General features: G+C 72.6%; 25 protein-coding genes and 1 pseudogene. 14 read left to right on the top strand and 12 right to left on the bottom strand.

Going from position 1 to position 22,859, the window contains the following annotated elements; all coding sequences use genetic code 11:
• Positions 1-13: 13 nt before the first annotated feature.
• The 4 genes and pseudogenes from MMR14E_RS09370 to MMR14E_RS09355 all read right to left on the bottom strand — a co-directional run.
• Positions 14-1,109 (bottom strand): annotated as a pseudogene (locus MMR14E_RS09370) (L,D-transpeptidase family protein); the annotation flags it as partial.
• Between the two features lie 250 nt (positions 1,110-1,359).
• Entirely contained in the window at positions 1,360-2,880 is a 1,521-nt protein-coding gene (locus tag MMR14E_RS09365) for a DUF2252 family protein (RefSeq protein ID WP_331313838.1), read from the bottom strand.
• A gap of 119 nt (positions 2,881-2,999) precedes the next feature.
• Positions 3,000-4,373, bottom strand: a complete 1,374-nt coding sequence (locus tag MMR14E_RS09360) for a PleD family two-component system response regulator (protein WP_331313837.1) — start codon at positions 4,371-4,373, stop codon at positions 3,000-3,002.
• A 170-nt stretch (positions 4,374-4,543) separates the two neighbouring features.
• Positions 4,544-4,915, bottom strand: a complete 372-nt coding sequence (locus tag MMR14E_RS09355; protein WP_007560977.1) for a response regulator — start codon at positions 4,913-4,915, stop codon at positions 4,544-4,546.
• 74 nt (positions 4,916-4,989) lie between these two features.
• Between MMR14E_RS09355 and MMR14E_RS09350 the strand changes: the two genes are divergently transcribed.
• On the top strand, positions 4,990-5,292 hold the full coding sequence (locus MMR14E_RS09350) for a DUF3572 domain-containing protein (RefSeq protein WP_307188484.1): 303 nt from the start codon (positions 4,990-4,992) through the stop codon (positions 5,290-5,292).
• Positions 5,293-5,301: 9 nt separating this feature from the next.
• On the opposite strand, the gene MMR14E_RS09345 is transcribed toward MMR14E_RS09350, so the two are convergent.
• Positions 5,302-6,201: a cell envelope integrity EipB family protein gene (locus tag MMR14E_RS09345; RefSeq protein ID WP_331313836.1), complete on the bottom strand. Its 900-nt coding sequence runs from the start codon at positions 6,199-6,201 to the stop codon at positions 5,302-5,304.
• An 85-nt stretch (positions 6,202-6,286) separates the two neighbouring features.
• The gene (locus tag MMR14E_RS09340; RefSeq protein ID WP_331313835.1) at positions 6,287-8,179 is read right to left on the bottom strand and encodes an ABC transporter ATP-binding protein; all 1,893 of its coding nucleotides are present in this window, start codon (positions 8,177-8,179) and stop codon (positions 6,287-6,289) included.
• A gap of 68 nt (positions 8,180-8,247) precedes the next feature.
• Between MMR14E_RS09340 and MMR14E_RS09335 the strand changes: the two genes are divergently transcribed.
• From MMR14E_RS09335 to MMR14E_RS09325, 3 genes are all read left to right on the top strand, one after another.
• Positions 8,248-9,033 (top strand): DUF4424 family protein, encoded by a 786-nt coding sequence (locus tag MMR14E_RS09335; RefSeq protein ID WP_331313834.1) that lies wholly within the window; start codon positions 8,248-8,250, stop codon positions 9,031-9,033.
• A 104-nt stretch (positions 9,034-9,137) separates the two neighbouring features.
• The gene (locus MMR14E_RS09330) at positions 9,138-9,380 is read left to right on the top strand and encodes a type II toxin-antitoxin system VapB family antitoxin (protein WP_331313833.1); all 243 of its coding nucleotides are present in this window, start codon (positions 9,138-9,140) and stop codon (positions 9,378-9,380) included.
• Between the two features lie 11 nt (positions 9,381-9,391).
• Entirely contained in the window at positions 9,392-9,787 is a 396-nt protein-coding gene (locus MMR14E_RS09325; protein WP_331313832.1) for a type II toxin-antitoxin system VapC family toxin, read from the top strand.
• 61 nt (positions 9,788-9,848) lie between these two features.
• Here MMR14E_RS09325 and trpB read toward each other — a convergent pair whose 3' ends face one another.
• A complete protein-coding gene (gene trpB, locus MMR14E_RS09320; RefSeq protein WP_331313831.1) occupies positions 9,849-11,090 on the bottom strand; it encodes a tryptophan synthase subunit beta in 1,242 nt (413 codons plus the stop codon).
• A 139-nt stretch (positions 11,091-11,229) separates the two neighbouring features.
• On the opposite strand from trpB, the gene msrA reads away from it, so the two are divergent.
• Positions 11,230-11,946 carry a peptide-methionine (S)-S-oxide reductase MsrA gene (msrA, locus tag MMR14E_RS09315; RefSeq protein WP_331313830.1) on the top strand — a complete coding sequence of 239 codons (717 nt, stop codon included), beginning with the start codon at positions 11,230-11,232 and terminating at the stop codon, positions 11,944-11,946.
• A gap of 13 nt (positions 11,947-11,959) precedes the next feature.
• On the opposite strand, the gene MMR14E_RS09310 is transcribed toward msrA, so the two are convergent.
• Positions 11,960-12,904, bottom strand: coding sequence for a prephenate/arogenate dehydrogenase family protein (locus MMR14E_RS09310; protein ID WP_331313829.1), 945 nt, complete (start codon positions 12,902-12,904; stop codon positions 11,960-11,962).
• Positions 12,897-14,012 carry a histidinol-phosphate transaminase gene (locus MMR14E_RS09305; RefSeq protein WP_331313828.1) on the bottom strand — a complete coding sequence of 372 codons (1,116 nt, stop codon included), beginning with the start codon at positions 14,010-14,012 and terminating at the stop codon, positions 12,897-12,899. Before MMR14E_RS09305 ends, MMR14E_RS09310 begins: the two co-directional genes overlap by 8 nt.
• 191 nt (positions 14,013-14,203) lie before the next feature.
• Here MMR14E_RS09305 and MMR14E_RS09300 point away from each other — a divergent pair, with 191 nt between their 5' ends.
• The 9 genes from MMR14E_RS09300 (at position 14,204) to uraD (ending at position 20,387) form a co-directional block, all read left to right on the top strand.
• The gene (locus tag MMR14E_RS09300) at positions 14,204-14,500 is read left to right on the top strand and encodes a hypothetical protein (protein WP_331313827.1); all 297 of its coding nucleotides are present in this window, start codon (positions 14,204-14,206) and stop codon (positions 14,498-14,500) included.
• A gap of 170 nt (positions 14,501-14,670) precedes the next feature.
• Entirely contained in the window at positions 14,671-14,838 is a 168-nt protein-coding gene (locus MMR14E_RS09295) for a hypothetical protein (protein ID WP_331313826.1), read from the top strand.
• A gap of 81 nt (positions 14,839-14,919) precedes the next feature.
• A complete protein-coding gene (locus MMR14E_RS09290; protein ID WP_331313825.1) occupies positions 14,920-15,099 on the top strand; it encodes a hypothetical protein in 180 nt (59 codons plus the stop codon).
• Positions 15,100-15,223: 124 nt separating this feature from the next.
• Entirely contained in the window at positions 15,224-15,388 is a 165-nt protein-coding gene (locus MMR14E_RS09285; protein ID WP_331313824.1) for a hypothetical protein, read from the top strand.
• 121 nt (positions 15,389-15,509) lie between these two features.
• On the top strand, positions 15,510-16,715 hold the full coding sequence (gene metX / locus MMR14E_RS09280; protein ID WP_020095220.1) for a homoserine O-acetyltransferase MetX: 1,206 nt from the start codon (positions 15,510-15,512) through the stop codon (positions 16,713-16,715).
• Between the two features lie 5 nt (positions 16,716-16,720).
• Complete coding sequence (gene metW / locus MMR14E_RS09275; protein ID WP_331313823.1) at positions 16,721-17,509, top strand: methionine biosynthesis protein MetW; 789 nt, start codon at positions 16,721-16,723, stop codon at positions 17,507-17,509.
• 1,144 nt (positions 17,510-18,653) lie between these two features.
• On the top strand, positions 18,654-18,884 hold the full coding sequence (locus tag MMR14E_RS09270; RefSeq protein ID WP_331313822.1) for a hypothetical protein: 231 nt from the start codon (positions 18,654-18,656) through the stop codon (positions 18,882-18,884).
• Between the two features lie 40 nt (positions 18,885-18,924).
• Positions 18,925-19,881, top strand: coding sequence for an allantoinase PuuE (gene puuE / locus MMR14E_RS09265; protein WP_331313821.1), 957 nt, complete (start codon positions 18,925-18,927; stop codon positions 19,879-19,881).
• On the top strand, positions 19,878-20,387 hold the full coding sequence (gene uraD, locus MMR14E_RS09260; protein WP_331313820.1) for a 2-oxo-4-hydroxy-4-carboxy-5-ureidoimidazoline decarboxylase: 510 nt from the start codon (positions 19,878-19,880) through the stop codon (positions 20,385-20,387). The genes puuE and uraD overlap by 4 nt, the downstream gene beginning before the upstream one ends.
• 10 nt (positions 20,388-20,397) lie before the next feature.
• Here the strand turns inward: uraD and MMR14E_RS09255 are convergent, their stop codons facing one another.
• The 3 genes from MMR14E_RS09255 to MMR14E_RS09245 form a co-directional block, all read right to left on the bottom strand.
• Positions 20,398-21,327 carry a LysR family transcriptional regulator gene (locus MMR14E_RS09255; protein WP_331313819.1) on the bottom strand — a complete coding sequence of 310 codons (930 nt, stop codon included), beginning with the start codon at positions 21,325-21,327 and terminating at the stop codon, positions 20,398-20,400.
• Positions 21,328-21,485: 158 nt separating this feature from the next.
• Entirely contained in the window at positions 21,486-22,502 is a 1,017-nt protein-coding gene (locus MMR14E_RS09250; protein WP_331313818.1) for a hypothetical protein, read from the bottom strand.
• 25 nt (positions 22,503-22,527) lie between these two features.
• A partial coding sequence (locus tag MMR14E_RS09245) for a c-type cytochrome (protein WP_331313817.1) occupies positions 22,528-22,859 on the bottom strand: 332 nt, incomplete at its 5' end.

Here is a 22,859-nt window from a genome sequence, read left to right as displayed (position 1 = left end):
CNGTGCCCCTTGCCGCCGGCCTTCGCGGCGCGGGTCGCGGCCGCCGGCTCGGCGCCGGCCATCATCACCGGCTGGCCCTTCGGCGTGAGCTCGATCTCCTGCGGGCCGGCCGCCAGGGTCTCGGGCCGGCTCACGTCGCCGAGATTGTGCCGGCCGTACTCCTTGGCGTCGTAGGGCAGCACCGTCTCGGTGCCGCCGAGGCTCGCGAAGGCGCTGGCGTTCTGCGGGCGGAAGACCGGGTTCTGGCCGCCGTCCTGGTAGACGACCCGCACCGCCGGCGTGCCCTTGGCCACGAGGTCGGCGACGGCGTGCGTGTCGCGCGCGCTCTTCTCGGCCACCAGCGGGTCGACCCGCGGCCTGCACGAGCCGGCGGCCGCGTCGGCCCCGCCGAACACGTACTTGGTCCCGCACTGGCCGACCTTCGGCTCCTCGTGCAGGGCCTCGAAATAGTCGGAGCCCTCCTTGAGGTTCTGCCAGAAGGCGATGTTCGGATCGTTGCGGAACTTGGCCATGTTCTCGGCCGTCATCCGGAACGGGTAGGACTGGAACTGGAAGCTGCGCTGGCCGCCGATGAACGCGTCGCGGGCGACGGCGTAGATCTCCGCGATGGTGGCGTCGGTCATGGCGAAGCAGCCCGCCGACGAGCAGGTGCCGTGCACCATCAGGTACTTGCCGGTGCGCCCGTTGGCCCGGTCGACGGCGTTCGGGAAGCCCGTGTCGAACGAGAGGTAGTACGAGGAGTTCGGGTTCATCAGGCCCGGGGTGATCGTGTAGAAGCCCTCGGGCGCCTGCCGGTCGCCCTCGCGGGTCTTCGGCCCGAGCTGGCCGGACCAGCGGCAGATCGGGTAGGTCTTCATGAGGGCGTAGCGGCCGTCGCTCCCCCGCTTCCAGATCTCCATCTCCGCCTCCTTCTTGAAGGTGCGGATCAGGATCGGGTCGGAGGGCTGCATCCCCTTGGACTGCATCAACGCGACGGTCTGGGGGGCGATCGGCGCGAGGCTGCGCGCGCTCGGGCCGTTGATCCCGGAACCGTCCTGGCAGGCGGCGAGCGACAGGGCCAGCAGGGACGCCGCCGCCAGCAGTCGCGCGGTCGCGAGACGCGCCGTCATGGGGAACCTCGATCGTCTTACGCGCGCCCGCGGGCCTTGCTGGCCGCGTCGGGTGCCACTCCCCAACCCAATAGGCTCGTTAAGCTTGCGCCTTCCTTACCGCAAGGACCCGGCTGCAACACTGGATTGTTCTCCGGTGTGGAGAGCCGGCGGATGCGCGCTATCCACAGCGCGCCGCGGCGGGGTCGCGGGACGGCGCCGAACGGCGCCGCCGCTGCCGGCGCCGTTCGAGCCGCAGGGCCGCGCGGCGCTACATGCGGTGCTCGTGCGCAGTCCCGCCTGCGGTCCGGCCTGCCGGCCCGGTGCGCGGATCGGTGGACTCCCTGGCGGAGCAGACACGCGTGACCGCGCCGGACGCCCGACTTTGAGCTGCTTGCCCCGGCGGGATGAAGGCGCCACGTTCCCGGAGGCTGCCATCCGGATCCGGTCGATCGACCCGGACGGCTCGAACACGTGAACGTCGCCCATGACGGCCCTCTCTCTCGACACGCACGCCCTCGTCCGTCGCCTGCGGGCGACCGGCCTGTCCGAGGATCAGGCCGAGGCGATCACCGCGGCGATCCGCGAGAGTCGGGATTCCGATCTGACGAACCTCGTCACCAAGACCGATCTGGCCGAAGCGAAGTTCGACATCATGAAATGGGTGATCGGCTCGATCGGCTTCCAGACGATCGTCATCGTCGGCGCGATCGTTGCCCTGTCGCGCGCCGCGCATTGACGGCCGCCCCGGGAGCCGACCGGCCGCCGCCCCGGCCACGTCGCCCCCGGGCGGCCGCTCAGGCGAACAGCGCCGGCCGCCGCGCCGCCTCGGCGCGGATGATCGCCACCAGGGCCGCGTCGTCGGACGGGTCGGCGAGCCGCAGGCCGACCGGCTCCGAGGGCGTGTGCACGGTGAGCCTCTTCGGGATCGCCCTGATGGTCCAGCGACGACCCGCGCGGCGTGGTCGGGCGGCACCGCGATCCCGGCGGCGGCCGGCGCGAGGTGCGGCACCGCCTCCTTGACGTCGAGGAGGGCGAGCTGCGGGCGGTCGCCGCCCAGAACCTCCACCAGGGCGGCGTAGCGCAGGCGCCCGAGGGAGCTGCAGCCCTTGATCCAGTAGGCGGCGTCGAGCAGCCGGATCTCGGCGTCGTCGGCCGCGCTGCCGAGCGCCAGGACGAGGCGTCGGATCTCCGGGTCGCGGATCAGCGCCGTCAGCGCGTCCTGCTCGTCGGCGTCGAGGTCGAAGAACCGGCGGCCCCGCGGGAGCCGGGCGGCCTTGCCCTTCAGGCGCTCGCGCGAGAGGTGGCGCCAGCGCCGGCCGAGCGCCCGCCGCTTCGTCGTGACGACGATCTCGGACGGGTCGACGCCCCGCTCGGCGCCCTCGGGATCGGCGATCCCGTCGGCGTAGCCGTCCGCCATGGCGTCCATCATCCGGGCGGTGACGATGCCCGGCAGGGTCGCGTTGAGCGCCGCGGTGACCAGGGAGAGCGCGAGCCGGACGAGGTCGAAGGCCGGGTTCGCCACCACGGTCTGGTCGAGGTCGCGGATCTGGATGTCGATCCCGCCGTCCGGGCCGGCGAGCGCCCCGAGATTGCCGAGATGCGCGTCGCCGCAGATCCAGACCGGCGGCCCCTCGGGCAGGGTGCCGGCCGGCATCCCGGCGAGCAGCTCGTAGAACCGCGCCGTGCTGCCGCGGACATAGGCGTGCGGCGAGGAGGCGATCTTGCACAGGCGGCGGTGGTCGAGGACGCTCGCGTCGCGGCCGGATCGTGCCGGCACCTGCATGTCCATGGGTTCGGTCCCGCGCGCCGCTCCGCCGGCCTCGACGGGCCGGCCGAATCCGATAACACGGCGAGGCCGGGCTTTTCATCCGCGCGCGCGGGCGCGCGGATTGACGCGGGGGGCGCCTGTCAGGCCGCCTGCGACTCGACCCGGTTCCGCCCGGCCGCCTTGGCCCGGTAGAGGGCGAGGTCGGCGCGCCGGAGCATGTCGGCGGGGCCGAGATCCTCGCCGCGGCGCACGGCGACGCCGATCGAGACCGTCACCGACACGGGCCGGGTGGCCCGCTGCACGGTGAACGGCACCGCCTCGACGCGCTCGCGGATGCGCTCGGCGATGCCCTGCGCCTCGACCAGTCCCGCCTCCGGCAGGATCACCACCACCTCCTCGCCGCCGTAGCGCGCCACGATGTCGATGGGGCGCGTGTGCTGGCGGACCCGCTCGGCGAAACCGCGCAGCACCTCGTCGCCGGCCTCGTGGCCGAAGCTGTCGTTGATACCCTTGAAGTGGTCGATGTCGAGGATCAGGGCCGCGAGGCTCGCCCGGCGGGCGGCCTCGTCGCCGAACAGCGTGCCGAGGTGGTTGTCGAGGTAGCGCCGGTTGTGCAGGCCGGTGAGGGCGTCGGTCACCGCCATCTGCAGCGAGGCCTGCATCGCGCCCCGGAGCGCGTCGGTGAAGCGCTTGCGCTTCACCTGGGTGCGGACCCGGGCCATCAGCTCGTTGCGGTCGACCGGCCGCATCAGGAAGTCGTGCACGCCGAAATCGAGGCCGCGGACAACCCGGGCGCGGTCGTACGCCTCGGCGAGCATGATCAGCGGCATCGCCCGGGTCCGGTCGAGGGACCGGAGCTGGCTGCACAGGCGCAGGCCGTCGAAGCCGGTGAGGTCGAGGCTCACGAGGGCGAGGTCGAAGGGCTCATCGGCGGCGCGGCGCAGGGCCGCCTGCGGGTCGGGCTCGACCGTGACCACGTGGTGCTGGCGCAGGGCGCCGGCGAGGCGCTCGGCCGAGCCGGGCCGGTCCTCGATCAGCAGGATCCGGGCGTCGAGGCCGCTCTCGGCCGTGGCGAGCGCCAGGGGATCGCCGATGCCGAACTCGCGCGACGCGAGGGCGCGCTGGCGCAGCTCGTCCGTCACGGCCTTGAGCCGCACGAGGCTGCGCACCCGCGTGAACAGGGCGGTGTCGTCCACCGGCTTGGTCAGGAAGTCGTCGGCCCCGGCATCGAGGCCGCGCAGGCGGTCCGCGGGCTGGTCGAGGGCCGTGACCATCACCACCGGGATGTGGGCCGTGAGCGGGTTGTTCTTGAGGTGCCGGCAGACCTCGAACCCGTCCATGCCGGGCATCATCACGTCGAGCAGGACGAGGTCGCAGAGGCCCTTCTCGCAGATCGCGATCGCGTCCCGGCCGTTCATGGCCGCGAGCGTGTCGAAATATTCCAGGCCGAGCTTCGTCTCCAGAAGCCTGACGTTCGGGAACAGATCGTCGACGATCAGGACACGGGCCGACATGCTTCCTCGTCAGGGCGCGGGTGAGCGGCCCGGACCGGGCGCCGTGTGCCTTGGGTGCGCGCCGCCGGGCGGCCCCAGGGGCCGGGACGGACACGACGGGACGGACGGTTGAACCGGTCCCCCGGCCCGGCGCGGCCGGGGGACCGGTTCAACGGCGCGCCTCGCCGGCGTCAACGCGGTTCAAGATAGGCCCGAACCGTTGCCAAAAACTTCGCGACCGAGATCGGCTTCGACAGGTAGGCCTCGCAGCCGCCCTCGCGGATCCGCTCCTCGTCGCCCTTCATGGCGAAGGCCGTGATGGCGATCACCGGGATGCTCTTGAGGTCGTCGTCCTCCTTGAGCCATTTCGTCACCTCGAGGCCGGAGACCTCGGGGAGCTGGATGTCCATGAGGATCAGGTCGGGGTGATGGGCGCGCGCCAGCTCGATCGCCTCGATGCCGTGGGCGGTCTTGAGCGTCGCGTAGCCGTTCGCCTCCAGGAGATCGTTGAACAGCTTCATGTTCAACTCGTTGTCCTCGACGATCAGCACCGTTTTCTTCATGATCCGTTGTCCCGGTGCGCGCCGATCATGATTAGCGGGCCGTGAAGCCCCTCCGTCACCTTTGTAGCGTTCACATGTTGATGAATGGCAAACCTCTTCAAGGGCATGAGTCGGCCGAACGGCTCGCCCTCGACGTTCTGTTGTGGATCGCTGGGGACGACGACCGTCTCTTGCCCTTCCTGGCGGCGAGCGGCCTGAGCCCCGACACGCTCCGCGCGAGCGCCCGGGAGCCCGCCTTCCTGGTGGGCGTCCTCGACCACGTGATGGGCGACGAGAACGTGCTCGTCGCCTGCGCGAACGGCCTCGGGATCAAGCCGGAGCGGATCGCCGCGGCCTGGCAGGCGCTGTCGCCGCGGCCGGACGACGCGTGGGCGTGAGGCGCGCCCTCAGGGCGTGCAGCCCTTCCCCGCCTCCCGGTCGGCCCGCCCGGCCTTGGCGTCGATGTCGAGGGCGGTCATGTCGCCCAGGATGGCGAAGTCGCCGTAATCGAGCTTGAGGGCGCCGCTGACGCCGTTCTCGTAGAGGTCGAAGCCGAGGGTGTAGATCGGCGTGCGCTCCCCGGCGCCCTCGGTGTAGTAGCTGAGGCGCACCGGCCAGTGCGGCATGGCGGCCAGCGACCCGTCGCGCAGGGGCTTGTCGCGGGTCGAGTCGGAGGCCGGGGCGGTCGCGGCGTGGCCGATCACCGCGAAGGTGTCGTAGACCTTCCGGCCGTCGTCCGAGCCGTCGTAGACCTTGACCGCGAGGGTCGACTGGCCGGCCCGCGCCGCCTCGATCAGGCGGCGCATGTGCTCGCTCGGGAACAGGACCGGCCCCTCCACGGTGAACGGCTTCGGGCCGCCCTTCAGCTTCACCGTCAGGGCGTCGCCCTGCTCGGAGGCGGTCCCGTCCACGGGGGCGGCGGGCTTGTTGTTGGTGAGCGTCGTCGTCTTGAACCGGAACTCGCGCCCCTGCCCGCCCTCGAAGGTGGTGCTGCGCATGTCGGACAGGCGCGCGCCGGTCTCGCCGGAGGACAGCTCCGTCACCTGGCGGGTCTGCATCGTGTAGCCGCGGCAGGCGTCGCCCCGGAAATCGATGACGATGCGCCCGCGGGCGCTCTCCACCGAGCGGGTGCCGCCGCCCTCGGCCAGCGACAGGTCGTAGACCGCGCGGTGGTTGGCGAGCACGATCCCGGGCGCCGGGGCCGGCGGCTTGGCGTCCGGTTCGGGCCCGGCGGGCGGGGCCGCGCGGGCGGGCCCGGCGCAGACGAGAAGGCCGGCCGTCAGCAGTGGGAAGAGGCGCAGGCGCATGGACAACCCCGGTTCGGTCCGCCGCAGATAGCAGGCTCAGGGAATCGGGCAATGCTTGGGCCGCCCCGGCGACGCGCCGGCCGGCCTACCGGTAGCCCTCGGCCTGGAGGGCGAACAGCTCGGCGTAGCGGCCGCCCCGCGCCATGAGGGCGGCGTGGCTGCCCTCCTCCAGGACCCGGCCGCCCTCCAGGACGAGGATGCGGTCGGCCATGCGCACGGTGGAGAAGCGGTGCGAGATCAGCACCGTCGTCCGCCCGGCCGACAGTTCCCGGAACCGCGCGAAGACGTCGTGCTCGGCCCGGGCGTCGAGGGCGGCGGTCGGCTCGTCCAGGATCAGGATCTCGGCCTCGCGCATGTAGGCCCGGGACAGCGCGACCTTCTGCCACTCGCCCCCGGAGAGGTCGAGGCCGCCGGCGAAGCGCTTGCCCAGCGGCTGGGCGTAGCCCGCGGGCAGGCGCTCGATCACCGGGGCCGCGAGCCCCCGGGCCGCCGCGGCCGCGATGCGGTCCGCGTCGTCGGCGGCCGCGATCCGGCCGACCGCGACGTTCTCCCCGGCGGTGAGGTCGAAGCGGACGAAGTCCTGGAAGATCGCCCCGATCCGCGCCCGCAGGTCGTCGAGGTCGTAGGCGGCGAGCGGCACGCCGTCGAGGAGCACGCGGCCCTCGTGCGGGTCGTACAGGCGGGTCATCAGCTTGACGATCGTGGTCTTGCCGGCGCCGTTGCCGCCGACCAGCGCCACCGTCTCCCCGGCCCGGACCGCGAAGGAGAGGTCGCGCAGCGCGAAAGTCTGCGTGCCGGGATAGCGGTAGCCGACCCCCTCGAAGACCAGCCCCTCCCGGATCGGGCTCGGCACCGGCACGGGCCGGGCGGGCGAGCGGATCTGCGGCCGGATCGCGAAGAAGGCGTAGAAATCCTCGAGATACTGCGCCTGGCCGGTGATCTGGGTCAGCCCGAGGAGCAGCCCCTCCAGGCCGCCGCGCAGGCGCTGGAACGCGCCGGCCAGGAAGGCGAGGTCGCCCACCGAGAAGGCGCCCGCCACCGTCCGCCAGACGATCACCGCGTAGGCGGCGTAGTAGGCGAGCGTCCCGAGGCTCGCGAAGGCGAAGCCCCAGCCGGCCCGGGCGACCGCGAGGCCGCGATTCTCGGCGAGCAGCCGCCCCGCCACCGCGGCGTAGAGCCCGGTGACGTAGCCCGCGAGGCCGAAGAGCTTGATCTCCTTGGCGGTCTCGACGCTGGCGCCGAGGTAGCGCAGGTAGTCGATCCGCCGCCGCTCGGGGCTGCGGATCCAGGCGAGGCGGTAGCCGGCCTTGGTGAAGTGCCACTCGTTGAGCACCGCCGGGATCAGGGCGGCGGCGATCAGCACCACGAGCCAGGGTGTGAAGGCCGCGACCCCGACCGCCAGGGTCGCGAGGGTCAGGAGGCCCTGGAGCTGGCCGAACACCGTGCCGATCAGGCCGGTGCGGCCGCTGACCTGCCGGCGGGCCCGCTCCAGCCGGTCCTGCTGGGCGCTGTCCTCGAACTGCGCAAGGTCGAGCTCGGCGGCGTGCGCCATCAGCCGCAGGGAGGCCGCGTTGGCGTAGAGGTCGCCGATCAGGGTCTCGACGAGGCTCGAGAGCCGGCCGGTCAGGTCCGAGAGCAGGGCGAGGCCGAACTCGGCGGCGACGAGGCCGGCGAGCCGCGCCCGGCCGGGATCGGCGAGCCACGCCGCGAGCCCCGCCTCCGGCGCCGGCCGGGCGTGCTCGGCCACGATCCCGTCGAGGATCAGCTTGGCGAGGTAGAGGGTCAGGACCGGCAGGCAGGCCGCCACGAGGCGCAGCGACAGGCTCGCCGCCAGCAGGCGCGGGCTCGCGGCGGCGATCTCCCGGAACAGGGTCGGCAGGTGGCGCAGCGCGCCGACGCGCTCGCCCAGGCGCTTGCCGAATCGCTCACCCAGCTGCCGACGCAGTCCCGCCCCCGGCCGCGGTGCGGGCCCGCTCATACCCTGGGGATGACCCGCCGGGTTTCGGGCGTGGATTGGACGACGTGCAAGGATATCATTAACTGTAGATGCATATAGTTTTAATCCTCGTCGAGTGGTGCGTGCTCAGCGGTCCTGCAATCCTCAGAGTTTCGGTTCTCCTCATCATTGCCGGCATCCTCGCGGCGGTGGTGCAGGCCCTGCTGCCGAGCCCCGCGCCCGGACCGGCGACTCCGCCCGCGTCCGCTCCGGAAACACCGGCGGCCCAGGGGCTTGCCCGCAGGATCGAGGCGGCGGGCGGACGGGGGATCCAGGCCTTCGAGCAGTACCTGTCCTACGTGATCACCTCCGGCGGCAACTGGGCCGGGCCGATCGGCACGTTCACGCTGACCGTCGACAAGGGGGATCCCGCGACGCTCGTGTCGTTCTGCGGCACCGGCGTCCGCAAGACGGGCCCACGACCTTCGAGAGCGTCGCGACGGATTACATGCCCCGGCGCGACATCGACATCCTGCTGCTCAAGACCACGACGGGCCGATGAGCGGCGACAGGCGCCGGCGCGGATGCCCTCCGACGCGACGGCCTTCCCCGCCGAGCCGCTCCCGCGGGAGGCGCAGCCCGAGCCGTCGGCGCAGGAGGCGGCCGGTCAGGCCGAGGTCGACCGGGCGGAGGACGGCGCCGGTCCCCGGGCCCTGGCCATCCTCGATCTCAACACCGCCTCGGTGGCGGATCTCAATCACCTGCGCGGCGGGGGCGCCATCGGCCGGGCGATCGTCGCCAAGCGGCCCTACACGTCGGTGGAGCAGCTGCTGTCGAAGCGCGTGCTCAGCCGGTCGGTCTACGAGAAGATCAAGGATCAGGTGACCGTGCGGTGAGCGTGCGGCGAGGCCGCGGCCCCGCGAACCGCTCCGGCCCGCTCCGTCTTGCGGCGTCCGAGGATATAAATTAGCGCTGTGCGGGATATCCCAGGGGTCCGCGCATGCCGCTCTACGTCAAGGATCCGCAGGTCGACGCGCTCGCGGCCCAGCTCACGGCGCTGCTGGGCACGAGCAAGACCGACGCGGTGCGCCGCGCGCTTCAGAACGAGATCGCCCGCCAGACGAACAGGCCCGATCTCGTCGCGCGGACGGCCGACTTCGTCCGTGCCCTGCACGAGCGTGCCGGCCCGGACCGGAAGCCCGCCGACGCGGCGTTCATCGACGGTCTGTACGAGCGCACCTGAGGCGGGACCCGATGTTCGTGGATGCGTCGGCCCTCACGGCGATCCTCACCGACGAGACGGATGCGGCCGCCCTGACGGCCCGGCTTCAGCGGGCGCTGCGCCGCGTGACGTCGCCCCTGGCAGTCTGGGAAACCGGCGTGGCCGTGGCGCGCCACCTCGATCTCCCGGTCCCGGCCGCCCGCGAGGCGGTGCGCGCCTATCTCGACCTCGCCGGCATCGAGATCCTGGCCGTCCCGCCGGAGGCCGAAGCGGGCGCGCTGGACGCCTACGACCGCTTCGGCAAGGGCCGGCACCCGGCCGGCCTGAACTTCGGCGACTGCTTCGCCTACGCCTGTGCCCGCGCCCACGGCGTCCCGCTGCTCTACAAGGGCAACGACTTCCCGCTCACGGACATCGAGACCGCCTGAGGCCGACGGTCCGCGCGGGGCAGGCGGGGCGCGGCGGGCGGAGGACCGCCGCCGCGCGCCCTCAGATCTTCGTGCCGAAGATCTCGGCCACCTGCGGGATGTCCTTGTCGCCGCGGCCCGACATGTTGAGCACCATGAGGTGCTCGGCCGGGCGCTGCGGCGCGAGCTCCAGGATCTTGGACAGGGCGTGGGCCGGCTCCAGGGCCGGGATGATCCCCTCCAGCATCGAGCAGAGCTTGAACGCCTCCAGGGTCTCGGAATCGGTCGCCGACAGGTAGGTGACCCGGCCCATCTCGTGCAGCCACGCGTGCTCGGGGCCGATGCCCGGGTAGTCGAGGCCCGCCGAGATCGAGTGCGCGTCGGCGATCTGGCCGTCCCCGTCCATCAGCAGGTAGGTGCGGTTGCCGTGCAGCACGCCCGGCTTGCCGCCGGTCAGCGAGGCCGCGTGCAGGCCCGACTGGACGCCGTGGCCCGCGGCCTCGACGCCGAAGATCTCGACCTCGCGGTCGTCCAGGAACGGGTGGAACAGCCCCATGGCGTTCGAGCCGCCGCCGATGCAGGCGACGAGGGAATCCGGGATCCGGCCTTCCTGGGCGATCATCTGCTCGCGGGTCTCGCGGCCGATCACCGACTGGAAGTCGCGGACCATGGCCGGGTACGGGTGCGGGCCCGCCACCGTGCCGATGCAGTAGAACGTGTCGGCGACGTTGGTGACCCAGTCGCGCAGCGCCTCGTTCATGGCGTCCTTGAGGGTCTTGGTGCCGGATTCCACCGGGATCACCTCGGCGCCGAGCATCTTCATGCGGAAGACGTTGGGGGCCTGACGGGCGACGTCGACCGCGCCCATGTAGACGACGCACTTGAGGCCGAAGCGCGCGCAGAGCGTCGCGGTGGCGACGCCGTGCTGGCCGGCGCCGGTCTCGGCGATGATCCGCGGCTTGCCCATGCGGCGGGCCAGCAGGATCTGGCCCAGCACGTTGTTCACCTTGTGGGAGCCGGTATGGTTCAGCTCCTCGCGCTTGAAATAGACCTTGGCGCCCTGCCCGGCCGGCGCCTTGGCGCGCAGGTGCTCGGTGAGGCGCTCGGCGTAGTAGAGCGGGCTCGGCCGGCCGATATAATGGGTGCCGTAGCTCTCCATCTCGGCCTGGAAGGTCGGGTCCTGCTTGGCCGTCTCGTAGGCCGCCTCCAGCTCGAGGATCAGCGGCATCAGCGTCTCGGCGACGAAGCGGCCGCCGAAGATGCCGAAGCGGCCGCGCTCGTCGGGGCCGGTGCGGAAGGAGTTGGGCTCGGGGGCGATGGTCACGGGACGGGTCCTGCGGGCGAGTCGATGATTTGCGGGGTGCCTAGACCCATGCGGCCGCCACCGCAATGCGGCCAGCCGCGCGCGTAACCGGATCGGGCGCCGGCGCGAACGGGCTGTCAGCATCCCGTAGGAGGACAGCATGGCTCTGCGCGACACGATCCGCCCCCTCCTCGGGGCAGCCCTCGGGCTCGGCCTCGCGACCGCACTCCTGCTGCCGCGACTGTCGGCGCTGGCCGAGGAGGCGCCCCGTCGTCTGCCGGAGCCCGCGACCCACTCGGCCGAGGAGCCGGGCTCGCACGTCGCAATCTTCGCCGGCGGCTGCTTCTGGGGCGTGCAGGGGGTGTTCCAGCACGTGCGCGGGGTGAGCGGCGCCGTGTCGGGCTACGCCGGCGGCACCCGTGCGGAGGCCGATTACCGGACGGTCAGCGGCGGCGGGACCGGCCATGCCGAGGCCGTGGCGGTCACCTACGATCCCGCGGTGATCCGCTACGACGAGCTGCTGCGGATCTTCTTCTCGGTGGCGCTCGATCCCACCCAGCTGGACCGCCAGGGCCCCGATACCGGGCGGCAATACCGCTCGGCCCTGTTCCCGCAGGATGCCGAGCAGGCGCGGGTGGCGCGGGCCTACATCGCCCAGCTCGACGCGGCCAAGACCTACGCGCGGCCCGTGGCCACCCGGATCGAGCCGGGGGCGACCTTCTATCCGGCCGAAGCCTACCACCAGGACTTCATGGCCCAGCACCCCGGGCACCCGTACATCGCCGCCAACGACGCGCCGAAGCTCGAGGCCCTGCGCGCCCTGTTCCCGGAGCGGACGGCGGCGCAGCCCGTGCTGGTCAACCGCCCGCCGGCGTGAGCGCCGGCGGTCCCTATGCCTCCGGCGGCCGCGGCCGGCCGAAATCCGGGGCCGCGGTCTCCTGGCCCTGCGCCACGATGCTGCGCCGGATCGCCCGGGTGCGGGTGAACATCGCGTGGAGCGCGTCGCCGTCGCCCCAGCGCACCGCCTTGGCGAGCGCCGAGAGATCCTCGTTGAACCGGCCGAGCATCTCCAGCACCGCCTCGCGGTTGTTGAGGAAGATGTCGCGCCACATGGTCGGGTCGGACGCCGCGATGCGGGTGAAGTCGCGGAACCCGCTCGCCGAGAACTTGATCACCTCCGACTGCGTCGCCGATTCGAGGTCGGCGGCGGTGCCCACGATGTTGTAGGCGATCAGGTGCGGCAGGTGGCTGGTGATGGCGAGCACGTGGTCGTGGTGCTCGGCGCTCATCGTCTCGACGTCGGCGCCCATCCCCGTCCACAGGGCGCGGACGGTCTCGATCGCCGCCGGGTCGGTGCCCTCGGGCGGGGTCAGGATGCACCAGCGGCCCTGGAACAGGGTCGCGAAGCCCGCGTCCGGTCCCGAGAACTCGGTCCCGGCGATCGGGTGCCCGGGGACCAGCGCGACGCCGTCGGGCAGGTGCGGCCGGACCGCCGCCACAACGGCGCCCTTCACCGAGCCGACATCCGACACGATCGTGCCGGGCTTGAGGTGCGGCGCCATCTCGGCCGCCGCCGCCCCGATGGCGCCCACCGGCACGCACAGGATGACGAGGTCGGTGCCGGCCGCGCCCTCCGCCGGGTCGCCCGTGACGACGTCGGCGATGCCGAGGTCGCGCACCCGGGCGCGCACGGCCGCGTCGCGGTCCACCGCCACGATGGTCCGGGCGAGGCCGTAGCGGCGCGCCGCCCGGGCGATCGACGAGCCGATCAGCCCGAGGCCGACGATGGCGAGGCGGCCGACGACGGGTGCCGCGGCCTTGAGGGTCTCAGCCATGCTGGCCCCGCACGAAGTCGCCGAGCGCCGCCAGGAACGCCGTGTTGGCCTCGGCGCCCGCCACCGTCACCCGCAGGGCGTTGGGCAGGCCGTAGGCCGTGACCCGCCGGGTGATCAGGCCGCGCTCGGTCAGGAACGCGTCCGCGTCCTCGGCCGAGCGGCCCGGCGCGTCGGGGAAGTGGATCAGCAGGAAGTTCGCGACGCTCGGCGTGACCGCCAGGCCGAGCGCGCGGGCACCCTCGGTGAGCTTCGGCAGCCACTCGGAATTGTGGGCGGCGGCCGCCGCCATGTGGGCCTCGTCGGCGATGGCGGCCGAGCCCGCGGCGATCGCCGGGCCCGAGACGTTGAACGGGCCGCGGATCCGGTTGACCGCGTCCGCCACGTGCGCCGGCGCGACCATCCAGCCGATCCGCACGGCGGCCAGCCCGTGGATCTTCGAGAAGGTGCGGGTCATCACGACGTTCTCGGCCTCGAGGGCCAGCTCGAGCCCGGCCGAGTAGTCGTTCGCCCGGACGTACTCGGCGTAGGCGCCGTCGATCACCAGCAGCACGTGCGGCGGCAGGCCGGCGTGAAGGCGGCGGATCTCGTCGAAGGGCAGGTAGGTGCCGGTCGGGTTGTTGGGGTTCGTGACGTAGACGATCCGGGTCCGGTCGGTGACCCGGGCCAGGATCGCGTCGACGTCGACGGTCAGATCGCGCTCGGGCGCGACCACGGGCTCGCCGCCCGAGGCCAGGATGGCGATCCGGTAGACGAGGAATCCGTGCTCCGAGTAGATCCCCTCGGTGCCCGGCCCGCCATACGCGTAGGCCAGCAGCGACAGGAGCTCGTCCGAGCCCGCGCCGCAGACGATCCGCTCGGGATCGAGCCCGTAGCGCCGCGCGATGGCGGTGCGCAGGGCGGTCGCGCGACCGTCCGGGTAGGTCTCCAGCTTGGCGGTCGCCGCGTGGAGCGCGGCCAAAGCCGCCGGGCTCGGGCCGAGGGGCGTCTCGTTGGAGGACAGCTTGTAGACCTTGCCGCCGCCGGGCCGCCCGCTCTTGCCGGGCACGTAGGTGTCGATCGCCAGGACGCCGGGACGCGGTTCCGGACGGGCGGGTCGGGGGGCGGACATAGCGGTGCGACTCGGGATGGGCGGGGTTCGGTCGGTTCCGCGCCCGTCTACAGCATTTCGCCGGCCGGTGAACCCGGGGCCGCCGCCCGTGGGGCCGGCCCGACCCTGCCGGGGCGACTTGTCCGGCCCCACGGAGTCGTGCCTGTATGCCGGCGCTCCGCCGACAGGCGCCCGACACGAAGGATCTCCGCATGCCCCTCGAACGCTACCTGGACGGCGGCGCCCACATCCTCCCCGCCGACGACTCGCTGATCCGCTTCGCCATGACCAACGGCCAGCGGGTGATCGCGGTCGAGGTCCCGGTTCCCGTGCTGCGCCAGCAGTTCGGCGGCGGCGCCGACCTCGCCCCCCTGGAGCTGTTCGCCCGCAATCAGGCGGTGATCGAGGCCGCGGCGAGCCAGGCCTACGACCGGACCGAGACCCCCAACGACCTCCTCGATCTCGGCCCGGAGGATTTCGACACCCGGCCGGCCTCGGCCAGGCCCTGAGCGGCAGGCCCTGAGCGGCGGGCCTCAAACAGCGCGATCCATCCGGGGCGCCGCGGCAAAACGGCGACGCGCAAATGCCGCGGGGCACTCGCCACGTTTCGGCCTGTTGAACCGGGAGAACAGGGGCGCGTCGGGCGTGCCCCGCCCCGCAGCCCCTGGATGGATCGACGATGCCCGGTGACCTGATCCCCTGCAGCCTCTTCCTGATCGGGATCCTCGTGTCGGTCGCCGCGGATTGCCGCCTGCGCCGTGTCGAGGCGGCCCCGTGGGCCAATGGCTGCATCACGGCCGCCGGCGCCGCCCTGGTCTTCGCGGCCTGCGCGGCCGCCATGTTCTGAGGAACCGCCGGACGCCGGACGGACTTTCACAGCGGCGTCCGGGCCCGCGCCCGGCGGCGCGACTGGCGGGGCGAGGGTTCCATGGTATCGATGCAGGCCCTGATCGGCTGCGGGCTCGTGCTCACCGGCATCCTGATCGAGAGCGCGGCGAGCCGGCACTGGCGGGCGGGCGTCGGCGCGGACCGGCTCGACGTCCGGGCCGCCCTCGCGCTCGGCCTGCCCGCCCTGGGGCTCGCCGTGATGGCCGCGCCGATCGCGTGAGTGAGGTGCCGGGTGTCGGACCCCGCCCGATCGGCCGTGGACGGGCGCCGGGGCCCGTGTTCCGCGGCACCTCGGGCGCCGGGCGCCGATCGTAGAGGTCCATCTCGAACGGCGGAGCCTCGAGATGAGCATCGTAGCGGATATCGTTTTCTTCCTCGTGATCGACGCGATCGAGGCCGCTTGGCGGTTCGGGCGGCGGCGTCTCTTCGGGGCCGCCCCCGACGCGCGGGATCGTCCGGGCTCCGAGACCCGGGGCGCGTCGGAGGGCCGGAGCCCGCACGCGCGTTGACGCTCGGCGCCCCGCGCATTACCTCGGCGGGGCTGGCCGCGTCGGGCGAGTGCGGCGCGTCAGGCGATCCCGTGCTCTCCCGGTTCGGATCCGAACCGATACACGGTCGTCAAGACCCGCCATGGACACCCAAACGGACACGGCCCTGAGGCCTGACCCGATCGACGAGCCGGCGCGGCGCGCGTCCGAGCGCTCGCAGGCGCTCGACCCGAGGAGCCCGGTGGCGCGCTTCGCCGCCGACACGCCGCTGCTCACCGACGCGGGCGTCGAGCTCGCGCCCTTCCAGATCGCCTACCAGACCGCCGGCACGCTCAACGCCGCGCGCTCGAACGCCGTCCTGATCTGCCACGCGCTCACCGGTGACCAGTACTTCGCCCACACCCATCCGGTGACCGGCAAGCCCGGCTGGTGGGAGACGCTGGTCGGCCCCGGCAAGCCGATCGACACCGACCGCTACTTCGTCGTCTGCTCGAACGTCATCGGCTCGTGCATGGGCTCCACCGGCCCGGCCTCGATCGACCCGGCGACGGGGCGGCCCTACGGGCTGAACTTCCCGCTGGTCACGATCCGCGACATGGTCCGGGCGCAGGCGATGCTGCTGGAGCATCTCGGGATCCGGGACCTGTTCCTGTGCATCGGCGGCTCGATGGGCGGGATGCAGGTGCTGCAATGGGCGGCGCTCTATCCCGAGCGCGTCTTCGCCGCGATGCCGATCGCCACCGGCGCCCGCCACTCGGCGCAGAACATCGCCTTCCACGAGGTCGGCCGTCAGGCGATAATGGCCGATCCCGCCTGGGCGGACGGGCGCTACCTCGAGGCGGGCACGCGCCCCGCCAAGGGGCTCGGCGTCGCCCGGATGGGCGCGCACATCACCTACCTGTCCGAGCCGGCCCTGCACCGGAAGTTCGGCCGGCGCTTCCAGGGCGGCACGGCGCCGACCTTCTCGTTCAACGCCGATTTCCAGATCGAGAGCTACCTGCGCCACCAGGGCCTGAGCTTCGTCGAGCGGTTCGACGCCAACGCCTACCTCTACCTGACCCGGGCGATGGACTATTTCGACCTCGCCGAGGACCACGGCGGCGTGCTCGCCAACGCCTTCCGGGGCACCAAGACCCGCTTCTGCGTGATCTCGTTCACCTCCGACTGGCTGTTCCCGACCCGCGACTCGCGCGCGATCGTGCACGCGCTCAACGCGGCCGCGGCGCCCGTGGCCTTCGTGGAGGTCGAGAGCGACAAGGGCCACGACGCCTTCCTGCTCGACGAGCCGGCGATGTTCTCCGCGGCGCGCGGCTTCATCGACGCCGCCGCCCGGGCGCGCGGGCTGTGACGCGGATGGCGAGCGGCGGGTCCGGCAAGATGACCTTCGGCAAGCCGCCCATGGGCAAGATCTCTTCGGGGAAGATCTCTTCGGGCGAGATCTCTTCGGGCAAGATCGCTCTGGGCAAGGTCCGGCACGGTGCCCCCTGGGAGGGCGCGGACGCCCTCCCCCACGCGGCCGAGGGCGGCGGCGCCCGCGTCGACCACCTCGTCGTGCTCGGCCTCGTCCCGGCCGGCGCCCGGGTCCTCGACATCGGCTGCGGCGACGGCTCGCTGCTGGCGCTGCTGCGCGACCGCCGCGGCATCGACGGGCGCGGGATCGAGCTGTCCCGGGAGGGCGTGAACGCCTGCCTCGCCCGGGGCCTGTCGGTGATCCAGGGCGACGCCGACACCGACCTCGCCAACTACCCGGACGGCGCCTTCGACGTGGTGGTCCTGTCCCAGACCATCCAGGCGACCCGCAATCCCCGGGTGGTGCTGGAGCACCTGCTGCGCATCGGCCGGCAGGTGATCATCTCGTTCCCGAATTTCGGGCACTGGCGCGTGCGCTCCGAGCTGGCGTTCCGCGGGCGGATGCCGGTCACCGAGATCATGCCGGACGCGTGGTGGGAGACGCCCAACATCCACCACTGCACGATCCGCGACTTCGTCGGCCTGTGCCGCCTGATCGGCGCCCGGATCGAGCACGCGACCGCGCTGGACGCCCGCGGCCGGCCGATGCGGTTCTCCATGCCCTGGTGGGTCTGGAACCTGTTCGGCGCGCAGGGCGTGTTCCTGCTCCGGCGCGAGGATGCCGGGCCCTAGCGCCGCGCCCGATCAAGGCGAGGCGGTGGCGCGTCGAGCCCGTGCCGGACGAGGCACACTCCGGTCGCGCCCTGATGGCTCGCTCGACCTCGAAGCGTCTTGTCCCTCACCCTGACCCTCTCCCGCACGGGAGAGGGGGCATGGCGCGGATGTCTCGACCGGGGTCGTCGTCCTTCCCAACCGTTGCAACACGATCGGAAGCGGCCCCAGCATCGCGCCGCTGTTGTCCGGCGCTCGAGGGTCGCCGCACGGCGCTGTCTCTCCCGGGCACCCGCCGCGCCCCGGCCCGGGGATGACGCCGGCAGTCCGAAATAGAGCAGAAACGGAGCTTGGCTATTTCTGGTCGCGCTCCCGTGATCGGACCGTGATTACGGATTCGTTTGGCGCTTTTCCCGAGACGTACGCGTTCACGAGGGGTCGTGGACTGTGTCCGGCTGGGCGGAAAACTTGCCGCAATCGCGAATTCCAGCAGGGTCGACAGGACACGTGCGCCGCGCGATCGTTCACATCGGGATGCCCCGAACCGGCTCCACCGCGTTCCAGGAGGTGCTGGCCCGCCTGCGCCCCCACCTCGCCGCGGTCGGGATCTGCTACCCGAACCTCGCCCCGCCGGGCGCCCCCGGGGGCGACGACGTCAATCACTACCGGCTCGGGCAGGCGCTGGACCGGCGCCGCGGCGCCGCGGAGCGCCGGCAGGCCCTCGCGCGCCTCGACGCGATCCTCGCCGCCACGCCGGCCGACACGGTCCTGCTCTCCTACGAGGACTTCTCCGTCCAGCGCCCGCTCTGGCGCGTTCCCGAGATCCTGTCCGACCTGTTCGCGCGCCGCGGCTTCGCCCTGGAGGCGGTGCTGGTGGTCAAGCCGCAGGCCGAGCAGCTGGCCTCGGCCTACGCCCTGCGGGCGCAGGTCGTGGCCGAGGGCCGCACCTTCCGGGGCTTCCTGCGCTCCGAGGGCGCGTCCCGGCGCTACGACTACGCGGACAGGCTCGAGCCCTGGCGCCGCGCCGCCGCGGGGCGCGTCACCGCCCTGCCGTACCGCGACCGGCGGTCCGACGCGCCGCTGCTGGNCGGCCTCGGCCCCGGCGATCAGCCTCGCGGCGGCCGGGACGGGTGCCCTCGAGGGCCCCGCGGCCGACGACGCCGTGATGGCCGTGGTCGGGACGCGCTGCGCCATGTGCCACGCCGCCGAGCCCCTGTGGCCGGACCTGACGAGCCCGCCCAAGGGCGTGCTCCTCGACAGCCCCGAGCACGTGGCGCGCTTCGCGCCGGCCATCCGCCTGCAGGCCGTCCTGACCCACGCGATGCCGCCGAACAACATCACCGACATGCAGCCCGAGGAGCGCGCGGCGCTCGCCCGCTGGCTCGCCGCGCGATAACCGTCGGCCCCCGCTTCCGCGCCAACGCAGGATCCCGCCCGTGACCGCACCGGATACAGACGGCCCCCCGCGCGACTTCGTCGGCTACGGCGCGGCGCCGCCCGACGTCCGCTGGCCCGGCGGTGCCCGCGTCGCCGTCCAGTTCGTGCTGAACTACGAGGAGGGCGGCGAGCGCTCCGTCCTCGACGGCGACCCCCACGCCGAGATCTTCCTCTCCGAGATCGCCGGGGCCACGCCCTTCCCCGCGCGGCACATGAGCATGGAGAGCCTCTACGAGTACGGCGCGCGCGCGGGCGTCTGGCGGATCCTGCGCCTGTTCCGCGAGCGCGGCGTGCCTCTCACGGTCTTCGGCGTCGCGCAGGCGCTCGCCCGCAACCCGGCCGCCGTGGAGGCCTTTCTCCGCGACGGCCACGAGATCGCCGGCCACGGCTGGCGCTGGCTGCCCTACCAGGACGTCCCGGAGGCGATCGAGCGGGAGCACCTCGCCCGCGCGGTCGAGACGATCCGGAGCCTGACCGGCGAGACGCCGCTCGGCTGGTACACCGGCCGCGACAGCCCGAACACGCGGCGGCTCGTGGTCGAGCAGGGCGGCTTCCTCTACGATTCGGACAGCTACGCCGACGACCTGCCCTACTGGGTCCGCGTCGCCGGCCGGGACCACCTCGTGGTGCCCTACACCCTCGACACCAACGACATGCGCTTCTCGATCCCCGGCGGCTTCCCGTCGGGCGAGCAGTTCTTCGCGCACCTGCGCGACGCCTTCGACTGCCTCTACGAGGAGGGGGCGAGCGCTCCGAAGATGCTGTCCATCGGGCTGCATTGCCGCCTCGTCGGACGTCCCGCCCGCCTGCCGGCCCTCGCCCGGTTCCTCGACCACGTCCTGGCCCGTCCCGACGTCTGGGTGACCCGGCGGATCGACATCGCCCGGCACTGGGCGGCCCACCATCCCGCCGCCGCTTCGGCGGCGGGACCGACCCCGGAGAGGACAGGCCCGTGATCACCATCGCCGCGCTCAACGCGCTCGCGCGCGACGCCTTCGTGGACCTCCTCGCCGAGGTCTACGAGCATTCCCCCTGGGTCCCCGAGGCGGCCTTCGACCGCGGGCCCTTCGCGGCGCGCGCGGACCTGCACGCGGCGATGGAGGCGACGGTGGCCGGCGCCGACCGGGTCCGCCAGCTCGCCCTGCTGCGGGCCCATCCCGAACTCGCCGGGCCGGCCGCCCAGCGCGGCGCGCTCACCGCGCATTCCAGCCGCGAGCAGGCCGGAAGCGGATTGCTGGGCGGCCCCTCCCCCGCGGTGGCGCGGCTGCAGGAGCTCAACCGGGCCTACGCCGAGCGCTTCGGCTTCCCGTTCATCATCGCGGTCCGGGGCCTCGACCGCGACGCGATCCTCGCCCGCCTGGAGCAGCGGATCGGCAACCCGCCGGAGACCGAGCGGGCCGAGGCCCTGCGGCAGGTCGGACGGATCGCCGACCTGCGCCTGGAGGCCCTCGTCGCGGCCTGACGCGCCGGCGTCAGGCGGCCCGGCCGCCGACCAGGGCGAGCTGCTCGCTCACGTGCTGGCGCAGCGCCTCGTGCGTCATGTCGACGAAGGTCTTGGTCCGGGCCGACAGCATCTTGCGGGACGGGTAGAGCAGGCCGAGCGTCACGCTGGTCGGCGGGGTGTGCTCAAGGACCTTCACGAGCCGGCCCTCGGCGAGATGCGCCGCGACCTCGAACAGCGGCTTCAGGACGATGCCCTCGCCGGCCAGCGCCCAGGCGGTGAGCGTGTCGCCGTCGTCGGCGTCGATGTGCCCCGTGACCGGCAGGGTCACGGTCTCCTGGCCGTCGACCAGGGTCCAGCGGAACTGCTCGGCGCCGGGATAGCGCAGCAGCAGGCAATCGTGCTGCAGCAGGTCCGCCGGCTCGGCGGGCGCGGGGTGCTCGGCCAGGTAGGCCGGTGCCGCGCACAGGACCCGCTCGATCTCCGCGACCTTGCGCAGGGTGAAGGTGGAATCGCGCATCTGCGACAGGCGGACCGCGACGTCGACCGCCTCCTGCACGAGGTCGAGGAGGTGCTCCGACAGGCGCAGGCGGACATCGGTCTCGCCGTGGCGGGCGCGGAAGCGCGGCACGAGCGGCGCGACGACCCGGCGGCCGAGACCGAGCGGGGCCGTCACCTTCAGCACCCCGCGGGGCACCGCGCCCGCGGTCTCGACGCTCTTCTCCGCCTGCTCGACCGCCGCGGTGATGTCGAGGCAGCGGTCGTAGAAGATCCGGCCGGCCTCCGTGAGGCTCATGCGCCGCGTCGTCCGGGTCAGCAGCAGGCAGCCGAGATGCTCCTCCAGGGTCTGGATCCGGTAGCTCACCACCGACGGGGACAGCCGCAGCGAGCGGCCGGCGGCCGAGAAGCTCCCCGTCTCCGCCGAGCGCAGGAAGATGCGGATGCTTTCCAGGGAAATCATGGGCGGGGATCGTCAGGAGCGGTTCGGAACTGTCAACGGACTGTCCCGACAATGTGAACCCGGCGTCCGACCCGATCATCCCCCGCGCGGCGCGACGCTTCGGTCGGTGCAGCCGGCTCGCAGAGACGGCGGAACCGATCTGATCGACCGAAACGGCATCAGAAGACGTGGAACGCGACGCCGGCGAGGACGCTCTTCTCCTCGGTGCCCTTGAAGGTCGCGGTCTCGACATTCCCGAACTTGTTGTGCCAGTACTGGAACCCGACGAAGACATCGACCCGGTTGGGCCGATCGTAGACGAGTTTGCCGAGATCGAGCACGAGGTTGGTGCGCGACAGGACTTCGAGCCCGCGGGGCGGGTTGAAGGCGTAGGCGGCCGGGTTGCTCACGCCCCGTCCCTTCGGCAGCACGATGTTGTTGAAGCCGACGAGGCTGAGCGGCAGCCCCGTGAAGGTCAGGGGAAAGTTGTAGACCAGCTCGAATTCCGGGACCGTGTCGAAGCTCTGGTCGCGGTCCGGCTGGAGATTGAACCCGTTCCGGTTCCACTCCTTGTAGGCTTGCACGGACAGGTTGAGAAAGCCCGCCGGCACGTCGAAGGCGAAGTTCAGGCCGCCGACGATGTCGCGCTTCTTCGAGCCGAAGGCGTCGTTCTGGGCGTTGGCGTCGAAGCCGAAGGCGAGCGACACCTCCTTGACGAGGCCGGGAACGGTGAAGGCCTTCGTGCCCGTGAGCGCGTTGAGGCTCAGCGTGCCGCGATACAGCCCGTAGGCTTCGGTGTTGCCGTAATCGGCGAAGAACGGGGCGGCGACGGAGCCCGGCGCGTTGGTGGTGCCGGCCGGGAACTGGGACCCGGACTTGAGGATGTCGAGGGAGAAGAAGTTCGTCCCGTAGGCCCAGGCATCGGCGTGGGAGATGTTCAGGATGTGCTTGGGCGCCGCGCGGGAGACGAAGCTGCCGTCGGGGCGCTGGATCTGGATTCCGGGCGAGACGGCGGGGAACTGGTAGCGGTAGCTGATCTGGGTGTCGGCGAAGAGGAAGAACGGGCCGTCCTCCACCACCGTCGTGGCCTCGGGCGCCACCGGCGCCGAGGAGGCCGTCCCGAGGTCCTGCGCCCCCGCCGCGCAAGTCATCCCGAGCGGCAGCAGCGCGGCCGCGATCCGACAAGCCATTATCATGTCCACCCCCTCCTCCCGGCCGCCTTCAGTGCGAAGCGTCGGCCCGCAAACCCGCGCGCTGGCGCGCGACCTCGTCCGGCGTGACCGCCCGACCCTGCCCGCCCCACTCGGCCCGCATCCAGGTCGCGAGGTCGGCGAGCGCCGCGTCGTCGATCAGGGCGGCGAAGGGCGGCATGGCCTCCATCCGCTCGTTGCCCGGGAAGCGCTGCGCCGGGAGCCCGACCAGGATCGCCCGCAGGAGGCCGCCCGCGCCCGCGACCCGCATCGCGGCGTTGCTCCGCAGGGGCACCGAGACGTGGGGGATCCCCTCCCCCGCCCCGCCGTGGCAGCCGGCGCAGAGGCCGGCGTAGCTGGCCC

The sequence above is a fragment of the Methylobacterium mesophilicum genome (assembly GCF_036441335.1).
Classification (GTDB): Bacteria; Pseudomonadota; Alphaproteobacteria; order Rhizobiales; family Beijerinckiaceae; genus Methylobacterium; species Methylobacterium mesophilicum_B.
The sequence above is the reverse complement of the archived record's forward strand: the minus strand, read 5'-3'. Positions and strand labels throughout refer to the sequence as shown.

Coding starts and splice junctions, on each gene's coding strand:
- MMR14E_RS09325 (WP_331313832.1), top strand. CDS start 9,392: ATGTTCGTGGATGCGTCGGCCCTCACGGCGATCCTCACCGACGAGACG.
- msrA (WP_331313830.1), top strand. CDS start 11,230: ATGGCTCTGCGCGACACGATCCGCCCCCTCCTCGGGGCAGCCCTCGGG.
- MMR14E_RS09250 (WP_331313818.1), bottom strand. CDS start 22,502: ATGATAATGGCTTGTCGGATCGCGGCCGCGCTGCTGCCGCTCGGGATG.
- MMR14E_RS09355 (WP_007560977.1), bottom strand. CDS start 4,915: ATGAAGAAAACGGTGCTGATCGTCGAGGACAACGAGTTGAACATGAAG.
- MMR14E_RS09255 (WP_331313819.1), bottom strand. CDS start 21,327: ATGATTTCCCTGGAAAGCATCCGCATCTTCCTGCGCTCGGCGGAGACG.
- MMR14E_RS09350 (WP_307188484.1), top strand. CDS start 4,990: ATGTTGATGAATGGCAAACCTCTTCAAGGGCATGAGTCGGCCGAACGG.
- metX (WP_020095220.1), top strand. CDS start 15,510: ATGGACACCCAAACGGACACGGCCCTGAGGCCTGACCCGATCGACGAG.
- MMR14E_RS09365 (WP_331313838.1), bottom strand. CDS start 2,880: ATGGACATGCAGGTGCCGGCACGATCCGGCCGCGACGCGAGCGTCCTC.
- MMR14E_RS09305 (WP_331313828.1), bottom strand. CDS start 14,012: ATGTCCGCCCCCCGACCCGCCCGTCCGGAACCGCGTCCCGGCGTCCTG.
- MMR14E_RS09345 (WP_331313836.1), bottom strand. CDS start 6,201: ATGCGCCTGCGCCTCTTCCCACTGCTGACGGCCGGCCTTCTCGTCTGC.
- MMR14E_RS09310 (WP_331313829.1), bottom strand. CDS start 12,904: ATGGCTGAGACCCTCAAGGCCGCGGCACCCGTCGTCGGCCGCCTCGCC.
- MMR14E_RS09335 (WP_331313834.1), top strand. CDS start 8,248: ATGCATATAGTTTTAATCCTCGTCGAGTGGTGCGTGCTCAGCGGTCCT.
- metW (WP_331313823.1), top strand. CDS start 16,721: ATGGCGAGCGGCGGGTCCGGCAAGATGACCTTCGGCAAGCCGCCCATG.
- MMR14E_RS09290 (WP_331313825.1), top strand. CDS start 14,920: ATGGTATCGATGCAGGCCCTGATCGGCTGCGGGCTCGTGCTCACCGGC.
- MMR14E_RS09295 (WP_331313826.1), top strand. CDS start 14,671: ATGCCCGGTGACCTGATCCCCTGCAGCCTCTTCCTGATCGGGATCCTC.
- MMR14E_RS09285 (WP_331313824.1), top strand. CDS start 15,224: ATGAGCATCGTAGCGGATATCGTTTTCTTCCTCGTGATCGACGCGATC.
- MMR14E_RS09330 (WP_331313833.1), top strand. CDS start 9,138: ATGCCGCTCTACGTCAAGGATCCGCAGGTCGACGCGCTCGCGGCCCAG.
- MMR14E_RS09340 (WP_331313835.1), bottom strand. CDS start 8,179: ATGAGCGGGCCCGCACCGCGGCCGGGGGCGGGACTGCGTCGGCAGCTG.
- MMR14E_RS09270 (WP_331313822.1), top strand. CDS start 18,654: ATGGCCGTGGTCGGGACGCGCTGCGCCATGTGCCACGCCGCCGAGCCC.
- MMR14E_RS09360 (WP_331313837.1), bottom strand. CDS start 4,373: ATGTCGGCCCGTGTCCTGATCGTCGACGATCTGTTCCCGAACGTCAGG.
- MMR14E_RS09300 (WP_331313827.1), top strand. CDS start 14,204: ATGCCCCTCGAACGCTACCTGGACGGCGGCGCCCACATCCTCCCCGCC.